The 12110-nt window shown below is 71.0% G+C and carries 10 protein-coding genes; 4 read left to right on the top strand and 6 right to left on the bottom strand.

What is annotated here, in order from left to right; all coding sequences use genetic code 11:
• Positions 1 to 5 precede the first annotated feature (5 nt).
• From ACWDU4_RS01180 to ACWDU4_RS01160, 5 genes are all read right to left on the bottom strand, one after another.
• Positions 6 to 659, bottom strand: coding sequence for a DUF1707 SHOCT-like domain-containing protein (locus tag ACWDU4_RS01180; RefSeq protein WP_450111994.1), 654 nt, complete (start codon positions 657 to 659; stop codon positions 6 to 8).
• A gap of 33 nt (positions 660 to 692) precedes the next feature.
• Entirely contained in the window at positions 693 to 2666 is a 1974-nt protein-coding gene (locus ACWDU4_RS01175) for a DUF2339 domain-containing protein (protein WP_450111993.1), read from the bottom strand.
• Between the two features lie 67 nt (positions 2667 to 2733).
• Positions 2734 to 3432 (bottom strand): response regulator, encoded by a 699-nt coding sequence (locus ACWDU4_RS01170; protein WP_450111992.1) that lies wholly within the window; start codon positions 3430 to 3432, stop codon positions 2734 to 2736.
• On the bottom strand, positions 3384 to 4556 hold the full coding sequence (gene macS / locus ACWDU4_RS01165; protein WP_450111991.1) for a MacS family sensor histidine kinase: 1173 nt from the start codon (positions 4554 to 4556) through the stop codon (positions 3384 to 3386). The genes ACWDU4_RS01170 and macS overlap by 49 nt, the downstream gene beginning before the upstream one ends.
• Entirely contained in the window at positions 4553 to 5659 is a 1107-nt protein-coding gene (locus ACWDU4_RS01160; RefSeq protein WP_450112058.1) for an AI-2E family transporter, read from the bottom strand. Before ACWDU4_RS01160 ends, macS begins: the two co-directional genes overlap by 4 nt.
• A gap of 237 nt (positions 5660 to 5896) precedes the next feature.
• Here ACWDU4_RS01160 and ACWDU4_RS01155 point away from each other — a divergent pair, with 237 nt between their 5' ends.
• The gene (locus ACWDU4_RS01155; RefSeq protein WP_450112057.1) at positions 5897 to 7351 is read left to right on the top strand and encodes an adenylate/guanylate cyclase domain-containing protein; all 1455 of its coding nucleotides are present in this window, start codon (positions 5897 to 5899) and stop codon (positions 7349 to 7351) included.
• 52 nt (positions 7352 to 7403) lie between these two features.
• Positions 7404 to 8579: a lysylphosphatidylglycerol synthase transmembrane domain-containing protein gene (locus ACWDU4_RS01150; RefSeq protein ID WP_450111990.1), complete on the top strand. Its 1176-nt coding sequence runs from the start codon at positions 7404 to 7406 to the stop codon at positions 8577 to 8579.
• Positions 8580 to 8679: 100 nt separating this feature from the next.
• On the opposite strand, the gene ACWDU4_RS01145 is transcribed toward ACWDU4_RS01150, so the two are convergent.
• The gene (locus tag ACWDU4_RS01145; protein WP_450111989.1) at positions 8680 to 9372 is read right to left on the bottom strand and encodes a FadR/GntR family transcriptional regulator; all 693 of its coding nucleotides are present in this window, start codon (positions 9370 to 9372) and stop codon (positions 8680 to 8682) included.
• Positions 9373 to 9533: 161 nt separating this feature from the next.
• Here ACWDU4_RS01145 and ACWDU4_RS01140 point away from each other — a divergent pair, with 161 nt between their 5' ends.
• Both ACWDU4_RS01140 and ACWDU4_RS01135 read left to right on the top strand, forming a co-directional pair.
• Complete coding sequence (locus ACWDU4_RS01140; RefSeq protein WP_450111988.1) at positions 9534 to 11246, top strand: 2-isopropylmalate synthase; 1713 nt, start codon at positions 9534 to 9536, stop codon at positions 11244 to 11246.
• 232 nt (positions 11247 to 11478) lie between these two features.
• Positions 11479 to 12030, top strand: coding sequence for a YceI family protein (locus ACWDU4_RS01135; RefSeq protein WP_450111987.1), 552 nt, complete (start codon positions 11479 to 11481; stop codon positions 12028 to 12030).
• Positions 12031 to 12110: the final 80 nt, after the last annotated feature.

The following is a 12110-nucleotide window of genomic DNA, read 5'->3' as shown; positions in this document are numbered from 1 at the left end:
TCGGCTCAGCCGAGCATGCGCCGGAGGCCGGTGCCGAACGGGTGCTTCGCGGTGACGGAACCGAACCGCACCTGACCCCGGACGACCAGGTGCAGCGGTCCGATCGGCGGCCCGCTGCGCACCTTGTTCGTGGTGCTGCCGCCGACGGTCTCGACGCCGTTCAGATCGACGGTGGCCTCCGCCGGGACGATGAGCGTGACCGAGCCGCAGAACCCGTCGACCGTCACCTCCACGACCTGGGTCTGCATCACGGCGGAGGTGAAGTCGAGGGTGACGCCGGAGAGCCAGTTCTCGATGTGCAGCGTCGGGGGGACGGTCCAGGCCCCCTTGCGGTTGACGCTGGTCATCTTCGCCCGAATCACATTCGACGCCGGGGCGGGCGGGTACGCGCCGGCCGACGCATACCCGGGAGTGCTGGACGGCTGGCCGACGGGCGGCGGGGTGCCGGGTGCGGACGGCGCGTCGTCGCCGACCACGCGGATCCCCGGCAGGTCGAAGAGCACCGCGTTCAGTTCGCCGCGGGTGCGGGCGGCCAGGGCGGTGTCCATCCGTTCGCTGAACTCGCCGAGCGAGAGCATCCCCTGCCCGACCGCCCGCTGGAGCAGCTGCCCCACATACTCCCGTTCCGCATCCGACACCCGCAGATCCCTCGCCTCCATACCGCACAGGATAGGCGCAGCGGGTGGGTGCACTCAGATTCCCGGTTGCTCGCGCTGCGCCCCGGTCGCGAAGGCCCGGGCGTAGCGGGTGCCCGCCGCCAGCAGCAACAGTCCGACCCCGATGAACGCCAGCACGCGGAACACACCGTCGAGCGTGGCGAGGTCGAACAGGAACAGCTTGGCCAGCGCCGCACCTGTCACCGCCAGGCCGGCGCCGAGCGCGAGGTGGGTGCGCTCCGGGTGCGTGAGTCCCCACCGCAGCATCGCGCTCGCCAGCACCATCCACGACAGTGTCGCGGCGCAGTGCCCGGCGATGAATCCCGGCTGCGCGCCGAGCGCCGCGACGCCCGCCGCCACCACGGCCGCCGTGCCCGCGTAGACGGTCACCACCCCGGCCGCGACCCACGCCGCGTCCGTCCGATCGGCGGCCGGCAATCCCACACCGCGGGCGTGCACGACGAGCAGCACCGTCACCGCCGCCAGCAGCATCCCGGACGCGATCACCGCCAGCGACGAGGGGGCGTCGGCGGCGGTCGCCAGCGCGGCCGGCGGTGCGGCCTCGACGAACAGGAGTCCGCCGAGGGCGGCGAAACCGAACCCGATCAGGAAGGCGATCCGGGACCGGGCTCCGGCGGTGACCAGGCCGAGCGCCAGCACCAGCAGCGTCACCGGCAGTGCGTCGCCGGGGGTGGCGCCGATGCTCGCCTGGAGCACGGCCACCGCCGCGACCGCAGACAGGGCGACACGGGTGTGACCGGGCAGCGCGGGCACGGTCGCGAGGACCCCGAGTAGCGCGGCGGCCAGCGTGCACTGCACCGCCACCTCGGTCCACCGCGCGAGCACCCCACCGCTGAGCAGCAGGGGCAGCGTCGAGGCTGCGAGCATGGCGGTCGCGGTCACGTCGTCGGCGCGCCTGCGCACCACGATCAGCGACGTACCGACCCCGACGACGGCGACGGTCGCCGCCAGCGCGATCAGCGCCGCGACCGGACCGTTCACGCCGTCCCACCAGCCGCCTCCGCCCCAGGACACGGATGCGAACGCGGCGAGCAGCGCGACGACCACCGGGATCGTCCGGGCCGCATGCAGGTACGGCCAATCCCTGCCGAGCTGCGGCGCGAACCCGGCGATCTGCAGCAACACCAGGAAGGCCAGCAGGCCGATCGTGAGACCGTCGGCCAGCGCGGGCGCAAGGGCCGCGACCGCGAGCACGACGAGCGCAGCCATCGGCTGAGAGCGCCACCTGGTCGCCAGCACCATCCCGCCCGCGGCGATCGCGGCGGCGAGAGCCAGGCCGAGTGCCGGCGGCAGCCAGCCGTAATACGTCGTCGCGGCGACCACGTCCAGGAAGCCTCCGGCGATACCGGTGCCGGCCAGGGCGATCCCACCGACCCGGCCGCCGCTGCGGCCGAACACCCGCAGGCCCGCCCCGACCAGGGCCCCGGAGAACACCGCACCCGCGACCACGCGCGCGACCGGGCCGAAGAACCCGGCCTGCGCGGCGAGCACCAGCAGCATCACGACGCCGATCAGGGTGACCGCCGCCCCGGCCACCGCGAGGACCCGGCTGACCAGGCCGTCGCGCTGCCACCACGGGTCGCGGCGCGGCGGGGATGCCGACCGGGTCGGGTCGGAGCCGGCAACCGGAACGGGCTGCGACACAGCGGGACCGGGTGGCCGGGGCGGCTGCGCCACGTACATCGCCTGGGCCGGGTAGGTCGGCTGCACCGGGTACGGCACTGCGGCCGGATGCTGCATCGGTGTCGCCTGCGGTGCGGCCGTGGGCATCGGCATCGGCATCGGCATCGGCGCCGACGAGTGCACCGGCTGCGGTGCGGAGACCTCGAGTTGCGACCGGAGCCGCGTCAGGTCCGCCGCTACCTCGTGGAGGTGCTGCCCGAGCGCACTGAACTGACCGGAGAGCCGAGCCACCAATTGCGGATCGATCTGGGAACCACCGGGATTGACCATGGGTCCCAGCATCGGGGCGCAGGTCGGCGTGGACATGAGTAGTCCTACCCGATCGGCACAGGGGTTTTCCGGCGACGTCTGCTAGGTCACTCGCGACCGGATCTCAATCGAGGCCGCGTTCGATGACGTACCGGGTCAGTTCCACCCGGTTGGCCAACTGCAGCTTGCGCAGCGTGGCCTGGACGTGGTTCTCCACGGTCCGGTGACTGAGCGAGAGCCGCGTCGCGATCTGCTTGGCGCTCAGGCCCTTCGCGACGAGTCTGAGCACCTCGGTCTCACGGTCGGTCAGGCGCGGTACGTCGACGGTGGTCTCTCCGGTCGTTGCGCCCGCGATGCGGCGGTACTCGCCCAGCACCAGTCCGGCCAGCCCGGGAGTGAACACGGCCTGCCCCGCGGCGGTGGCGTGGACCGCCGCGACCAGTTCGGCGGCGGACGCGCTCTTGACCAGGTACCCGGTGGCGCCTGCCTTGATCGCCTCCAGTACGTCCTCGCGCTCCGCCGACGCGGAGAGCACCAGCACCGTGGACGTCGGCGACGCCGCCAGCACCGCGACCGTCGCCTCGGCCCCGTTGCCGTCGGGCAACTGCATGTCCATCAGGACCACGGCGGGTCGCACTGCAGCGGCCCGCCGGCGCGCGGCGTCCACGCCGTCCGCGGTGGCGACGACATCGAAGCCCGCCTCCGAGAGGTCGCGGGCCACCCCTTCCCGCCAGATCGGATGATCGTCGACCACCATCACCGTCACCGGGTCCGTCACGTTCTCCCCCTCTCCGGCGCGCCTTTGCCCACCCGGATCTCCCATTCGACGCCCTCACCGGCCGCGGTGTCCAACACGGCGGTGCCACCGAGCGCCTCCACCCGGCCCAGGATCGACCGCGACACACCCATCCGGCCCTCGGCCTCCGCTTCGGAGAGCCGTCCCGGCGCGATCCCGACGCCGTCGTCACGCACCGACACGATTACCTCGTCACCGAGATCCTCAAGCAGGACATAGGCTTTCGCACCGCTACCGGCGTGTAGGGCGACGTTCGACAATGCGGTCCGGACCACCGCGGCGACTTCGTCCGCGCGCGTCCGCGGCATCGTGACCGGTTCGGCGGGCGCCGACACCGACACCGCGGTTCCGGCTTCGCCGCGCAACAGCGTCCGCAGGTCCACGTCCGCGGTGTCGCCGGGCACCGGCGCCGCCTGTTCCGAGATCAGCTCCCGCAGCGCGACCTCCTGCTCACCCGCCAGAGTCGCCAACTCGGTTGTCGGACCGCCGATCTCGGCGCCGCGCCGGCGGACGTAGGCGAGTACCTGCAGCACCCCGTCGTGGACTTCGCGACCCAATCGCTCACGTTCGTCGGTCGCGGCGGCGAGGCGGGCGGCCCGTTCGAGTTGTTCCTGGGACCGGCGTGCGGTGTTCGCCGCCATGCCCACCGCGAGGCCAACGGAGAGCAACACCGGCGCGGTGGCGTCACGGGCCAGGTCGAGGTCGATCTGGCCGCGCACCACGGCCCCGGTCGCCGCGATCACCAGCCCCGACAGCACCCCGACCGTCGGTCCGCTCAGGATCGCGGCGGAGATCACCGCGTTGGTCGCCCACAGCGTGGTGGGCAGGCTCTGGTGGGTGGAGTACCAGTCCTGGTCGGCGACCAGCCGGGTCGCCGCCATCGCGCCGACCACGAAGCACTGATCGGCGACCACCCACCACCGGCGCCGCGTGGTGTCGCGGGACAGCGCGACCGCGGCCACGCCCGACCACACCGCCATCAACGCCACCAGGACCCAGCTCAGCGTCGGGCGGGTGTACTCCGCCACCGCGGTCATCTGATAGCCGACGGCGTACACCAGGGTCGCCAACCGGAACACCTGCGCCGCGCGCCAGAGCGGTGCGGTGGCCCGTGAGTCCTTCCGGTCCCCCTGCGGGCCGAAAGCGCTCACGGCGGCGGGTCCGGGGTGGCCGGAAACAGCGGCAGGGTCGGATCCGCGACGTCGACCTCGTCGGGCACCTCGCCGGGGTCCGACGCAAGCAACGACCGGATCGCGGTGTTGAGCACCGCGACGATCGGGACCGCGAGCAGTCCGCCGACGATCCCGGCGAGCACGATGCCGGTGGTGATGGCCAGGACGACGGCCAGCGGGTGCAACCGCACGGCCCGCCCGAGCAGCAGCGGCTGAAGCACGTGCCCCTCGAGCTGCATGATGCCGATGATGATGCCGAGCGTGATCAGTGCGGTGATCAGCCCCTTCGACACGAGCGCGACGAGGACCGCGACGAAGCCGGTGACGAACGCGCCGACGATCGGGATGAATGCACCGACGAACACGAGCGTCGCGAGCGGCAGCGCCAACGGCACGCCGAGGATCGCGAGCCCGGCGCCGATGCCGACGGCGTCGGCGGCCGCAACAACCACGGTCGCGCGGGCGTATCCGACGAGGGAACCGAAGCCCTGGCTGCCGGCGAGCCGGACCCGCTCCCGCGACCGCGACGGCACAAGACCGGTGACGAACCGCCAGATCTGCTCACCGCCGTACAGGAAGAAGACGAGGGTGAACAGGGTCAGCGCGGCCCCGGTCAGCAGTTCGCCGATCACCCGGCCGGTGGTCAGCGCCCCGCTGGTGACCGCTTGCTTGTTGTCCTCGATGGCACCGACGACCGAGTCGCCGGCGTGGCGGATCTGATCTTCCGAGAAGTGGAAGGGACCGTCGGTCAGCCAGTCCTGGATCTGGTCGACCGAGTGGGTGAACTGATCGGTCAGCGCGGGCAGCCCGGCGACGAACTGTTCGACCACGAACGTCATGATCCCGGCGACGACACCGATGGCGGCGATCAGCACCACCGCGACGGCGGCCGCGCGCGGCACCCCCCTGCCGTGCAGCCAGTCGACGGGCGGGTGCAGCAGGGCGGCGGCGAGCAGCGCCAGCGCGACCGGGATGACGACCGTGTCGAGTTCGACGACGATCCACCCGAGCGCGAGCAGGCCCGCGAACAGGACCAGCAGCCGCCACGTCCATTCGGTGGCGAGGCGGATCCGCGGATGCACCGAATCGGCGTCTCGGCGCGCCTCGCCGCGGGGCGGGAGGGTCCGCGGCGGGTCGTTCGCGGTCACCTCGGCGAGCCTACGGCGCGTGGCCGCGGTTTCGCGGGAGGAGCGCCGCGGCGCGACACTGGGGACCTCCGGCTCTGCTGGGGTACACGACGCCCCGCTAAATTGGTCGCTGTGCTGGCATCCTCCTACCGAGCGGTCGCGCTGACCATGCGCAGTCGTTGGCCGCTCTACATGGGGTCGATGATTCTGGCCAACTTCATCGGCGCAGTACTGGTACTGGCGTTCATCCGGTACGGGCTTCCGATCACCGAGTCCGACGCGATCCTCGAGGATCGGGTGCGCAACGTCGTCATCTTCGGGATCTACCTCGCCCTCGCCGGGGTCGTCAGCCTCGGCGCAGCGGCGATGATGCTCCGGTCGGTGATCCGCTGGCAGTTGCGGGGCGGCCCGCCCACCCGCAGCGAGCAGATGGCGGCGCTGCACGCCCCGTTGCGGCAGGCGATCGTGCACCTGATCCTGTGGATCATCGGCGGCATCCTGTTCGTGATCCTCACCGTCTCGGAGATGCCGGAACTGGCGGTCGCGGTGATCGTGACGGTCTGCATGGCCGCGACCACCACGTTCGGCTTCACCTACATGCTCGGCGAGCGGATCTTGCGGCCCGTGGCGGCGCGGGCGTTGTCCGAGGGCCGGTTCGACCGCACCCTCGCGCCGGGCGTCGGCACCCGGATGGCGATGACGTGGGGACTGGGCACGTTGATGCCGGTGATCGGCATCATCCTGCTTTGTGCGACGCAGCTGAGCACCGACCTGCAGTTCTCGACGAATGCGCTGGCGATCGCGGTGCTGCTGCTCTCCGTGATGACGATCACCACGGCATTCGTGCTGTCGATGCTGACCGCGAGTCAAGTGTCCGATCCGATCCGCCAGTTGCGGCGGGCGATCGAGCGGGTGCAGCGCGGCGCGACGGATGTGCAGGTCGAGGTGTTCGACGGCTCCGAGATCGGTCGGCTGCAGGTCGGGTTCAACCGGATGATGCAGGACTCGGCGGAACGGCGCGTGCTGCGCGAACTGTTCGGTCAGCACGTCGGTGAGGACGTGGCCCGGCGGGCGCTGCAGTTCGGTACCGAGCTCGGCGGCGAGACCCGGTTCGTGGCGGTGCTGTTCGTGGACATGGTCGGCTCGACCGGCGCCGCGGCCGAACGTCCACCCGGCGAGGTGGTCAGCCTGCTCAACGAGTTCTTCCGGGTCGTGGTCGACGTGGTGGACCGGCACCACGGGTTCGTCAACAAGTTCATGGGCGACGCGGCTCTGGCGATCTTCGGTGCCCCGCTGGACCGGCCCGACGCCCCGACCGCGGCACTGGCCGCCGCGCGGGAGCTGCGGTTCGCCCTCGACGGCATCACCGCCCTCGACATCGGCATCGGCGTGTCGGCGGGACTGGCGGTGGCCGGGAACATCGGTGCCGCGGAGCGGTTCGAGTACACGGTGATCGGGGACCCGGTCAACGAGGCGTCGCGACTGACCGAGCTGGCGAAGATCCACCCCAGCCGGGTGCTGGCGTCGACGAGCGCGCTGTACTTCGCCGACGAGGAGGAGCAGTCCGAGTGGGAGCTCGGCGACCAGGTCCAGCTACGCGGCCGCAACCGCGTCACCCATCTGGCCTCACCGGTCCAATACCCGTAACCAGCGGTTCGCGGTGCGGGGCGATCTCGATCCGATTGGCTACGCTGGCCTGGTGGTGACGCCGCAGCCCGACCCGACCGGGGGTACCCCTCACACTCGGGAGGTGCCTCGGTCCGGCCGTGTCCGCGGACGATTCTGGTGGCTGAAGTGGGTCGCCGGTGTCGCTCTCGTGGTGCTGCTTGTCGCCGAGGGCGTCTACCTGTGGCCGCGGCTGCACGACTCGTGGCGGGCGCTGACCGAGATCCACTGGGGTTGGCTGGCTGCGTGCGTGCTCGCCCAGGCCGTGTCGCTCAGCGGGTACGGGCGGGTGCAGAAGCAGTTGCTGCACGCAGGCGGAGTCGACGTGGGACAGCCCAAGTCGGTCGCCGTGGTGTACGCGTCGACGGCGATGGCCGTCACGCTGCCTGCCGGGCAGGTGTTCTCCACCGCGTTCACGTACCGGGAGACGCGCCGCTGGGGCGCGAATCCCGTGGTCGCGTCCTGGCAGCTGGCGATCTCCGGCGTGATCGCCGGCATCGGACTGGCGCTGATCGGGTTGGGCGGCGCGCTGCTCGTCGGCGGCTCCGTCAGCCCGGTGACGCTGCTGCTGTCGGTCGTCGGCCTGATCGCGCTGGTCCTGGCGGTCCGCTACGTCTCCGCACACCCGAGTGCGATCGAGGCCGCCGCCGGGTGGGTCCTGGTCCGCGTCAACCGGATGCGCTCGAAGCCCGCCAACGCAGGGATGCACGCGGTGCGCGAGACGCTCACCCAGCTCGAGTCGGTGCGATTGGGCAAGCGGGACGGGCTGATCACCGCGGGCTGGTCGGCGGTGCACCGGATCGCGGATGTCGCATGCCTCGGCCTGGCGTGCTGGGCGATCGGCGCGAACCCGACGCTGTCGGGTGTGCTGATCGCGTTCGCTGCGGGCAAGGCGGTCGCGACGATCCCGCTGGCGCCGGGCGGGCTGGTGTTCGTCGATGCCACCTTGATCGCGACGCTGACGACTGCCGCCCGGATCAGCGCCTCGGAGGCCGTCGCGGCGGCGTTCGTCTATCGCGGGGTGAGCTTCATCCTGGTTGCGATCATCGGGTGGATCGTGTTCGCGTTCCTGTTCCGCGGACACCACCACGAAGACCTCGAGTTCGACGTCGAACTCGAACGCCGTGAGCAGCGTGAGCAGTTCGGGTTCGAGCAACCCGAGCGCCGGCTGACCGCCCGGGACGACGGCACCCCCACCGACCCCGCCTGACCATCTCCCACCCCCTTACCAAATGTGGGATTCGGTCGGCCTGACTGACCGAATCCCACATTCGGTCAGTCGGGACTGGTGTGTATCCGACGGCCGGGGTTCACTCACCGGGGCGGCGGACGGCGGCGAGCATCGCATCGAGGTGCGCGCGACAGGTTGCGACCGCGCCTTCGATGTCCCCGGCGGCGACGGCCTCGACGAGGGCGCGGTGGTCGTCGGCGTCGGGTTCGGGATCGTGCGCGCGGATCCCGAGCAGCTCGACCATGTCGACCATCGCCTCGGTCAGCCGTGGCACGAAAGTCTCGAACAGCTCGGCCAGCACCGGGTTGTGGGCGGCCGCGACGACGGCGCGGTGGACCTCGATGTCGGCCTCGACGAACGCGCGGTCCCCGAGCGGGAACGCCTCCTCACGTCGGGTCAGCGCCCGGCGCATCGCGGCGACGTCGTCGGTGGTGGCGCGGGATGCCGCGAGTCGCGCGGCCTCGACCTCGATGGCGTTGCGGACCTCGACGACCTCGGCTATCGCCTGGCCCCGCAGCACCGCCTCCCAGGTGACGACGGGTGTGGTCCGTTCGACGAAGACACCGGCGCCTTGGCGGGCCCGGAGCAGTCCCTGTCCGGTGAGCATCCGCAGGGCCTCGCGGATGGTGGAGCGCCCGACGCCGAGTTCGGCGGCGAGGGTGGTCTCGCCGGGCAGCTTCGTGCCGACCTCCCATTCCCCTGCGGCGAGCCTGCCGAGCAGTCGGTCTGCGGCCTGGTCGGCGAGCAGGTTGCGGTGCAGCGGGGCGGCCACTCGAGACTCCTCGGGTTGTCAGACAAGTTGTTCGGGTCTAGCCTACCTTTCGTGGCCGTTCGTGGACTGCTCCTCGACCGCCGCGGCGGGATCTGACCGGACCGGCACCCCGCCGCGGGGTTCGATCGTGCCGGTCGTCCGATCCGACCCGGAGTGCCGCCATGAACGTCAACCGTCAGACCCCGTCCCCGATGCCGTCGTACCGCTATCGCCCGCACACCGAGCGGGTGACCGTCCCCATCACCGAACGCCACTGGCCCACGAATGAATTCACCGCGCCTCCCCTGTGGGTTCCGGTCGACCTGCGGGACGGCAATCAGGCACTCGCCGAGCCGATGGACCCCAGCCGCAAGCGCCGCTTCTTCGAATTGCTGGTCGCGATGGGCTACAAGGAGATCGAGGTCGGCTACCCCTCGGCCAGCCAGACCGACTTCGACTTCGTCCGCGCCCTGGCCGAGCAGGACCTGGTCCCCGACGACGTCACGATCGTGGTGTTCACCGCCGCCCGCACCGACCTGATCGAGCGCACCTACGAGTCGGTGCGCGGACTGCCGAACGTGGTGCTGCACCTGTACACGGCAACGGCACCCACGTGGCGGGACGTCGTTCTGGGTCACGGCCGGGAGTCGTTGCACCGCTTGATCATCGATGCCGCCGCGGATGTCGCCCGCGGCGGGGACGCGCAGCCCGGCGTCCGCTTCGAGTTCTCCCCCGAGGTGTTCAACCTGACCGAGCCGGACTACGTCCTGCAGGTGTGCGACAGCCTCACCGACCTGTGGGACGCCAGCCCGGACCGGCCGGTCATCCACAATCTGCCTGCGACCGTGGAGATCTCGACGCCGAACGTGTACGCCGACCAGATCGAGTACATGCACCGGAATCTCGCACGCCGGGAGTCGGTGATCCTGTCGGTGCATCCTCACAACGACCGCGGCACCGGCGTCGCGTGCGCCGAACTGGCGGTACTGGCCGGCGCCCAGCGGGTCGAGGGTTGCCTGTTCGGCAACGGGGAACGCACCGGGAACGTGGACCTGGTGACGCTCGCCCTGAACCTGCATGCGCAGGGTATCGACCCGATGATCGACTTCTCCGACATCGATTCGATCCGACGAACGGTGGAGTACTGCAACAGGATCGACGTCCATCCTCGGCACCCGTACGGCGGAGACCTGGTGTACACCGCGTTCTCCGGGACCCATCAGGACGCGATCAAGAAGGGCTTCGCCCACCACGCCGCCGCGGCCGCAGCGGCGGGCGTCGACCCGGACGAGGCGCCGTGGGACGTGCCGTACCTGCCGATCGATCCGCACGATGTCGGCCGGGACTACGAGGCGGTGATCCGGGTGAACAGTCAGTCCGGCAAGGGCGGCATCGCCTACCTCCTGCAGGCGGGGTACGGGGTGGACCTGCCCCGCGGGCTGCAGATCGACTTCGCCCGACACGTCCAGCGCGCCACGGACGACAGCGGCGCCGAGGCGACGGCGGTGCAGCTCTGGAAGTTGCTGCGGGACACCTACTCCCACCATTGTGGCCTGCAATGGTGGGCAGTCGAGCACGTCGCCGACGGGGACCGTGTGCGCGTCCGCGCCACGCTCGACGACCTGATGCTCGACGGCGAGGCCACCGCGCCCGGTCCGGTGGATGCGCTGACCGAGATCCTGGCCGGACACGGACTCGCGGTGGAGGTGCTGTGGATGACGCAGCAGTCCGTTGGCTCGGGGCGCGACGCGGAGGCGGTGACCTTCGTCCGATGCCGGGTCGGTGACCACAGCGCGTGGGGCGTCGGCGTCGACCGGTCGGCGACGGCGTCGAGCCTGCGCGCGACCCTGGCCGCCGTGCACCGCGCCCGGGCAGCGGCCCGCGTCGCGGCCTGAGCCCGCGCCGGAGTCGGCCCAGCCCCGAGCCCCGCCCCCACCCCCGCCCCCGCCCCCATTTGACCGAATGGGTCATTCGTTCGTCCTGACTGAACGAATGACCCATTCGGTCAGGCACCCGGGCGACCCGCCTCAGTGATGGAGGTCACATCGGGTTGCGGGAAGCGTTCCGCGAGTGGCACGGTTGAACCTGCCAGTGCTTGAACATTCAACTACTCGCCAAGGAGCCTTCATGACCACCGCCATCGCCCTCCCGACCCTGACCGCCGGCACCTGGGCCATCGACCCGACCCACTCGACCGTCGGCTTCAGTGTCCGGCACCTGATGGTCAGCAAGGTCCGTGGCCGTTTCCAGGACTTCTCCGGTGCGATCACCGTCGCCGAGGACGGCACGCCTGCCGTCGAGGCGCAGATCCAGGTCGCGTCCATCACCACCGACAACGAGCAGCGCGACGGCCACCTCAAGACCGCCGACTTCTTCGACGCCGAGCAGTTCCCGACGGCGACCTTCAAGTCCACCGGCGTCCGCGCGAAGGGTGACGACTTCGTGGTCGTCGGCGACTTCACCCTGCACGGCGTCACCAACGAGGTCGAGCTGAAGATGGAGTTCAACGGCGTGAACCCGGGCATGGGCAACGGCCCGGTCGCCGGCTTCGAGGCCACCACCGTCATCAACCGCAAGGACTTCGGCATCTCGATCGACATGCCGCTCGAGGGCGGCGGCGCCGTCGTCGGCGACAAGATCACCATCACCCTCGAGATCGAGGCCGGCCTGCAGGCCTGATCGACCGTACAGACGGCGCACCCGCCGAGCCCCTCCCCCTCGGGCCTCGGCGGGTGCGCTTCGTCGTCGGTTCCCCGGTC

The sequence above is a fragment of the Rhodococcus sp. NPDC003348 genome, from assembly GCF_053589375.1.
Note: the sequence above shows the minus strand (reverse complement) of the source record. Positions and strands in the feature narration are given on the sequence as shown.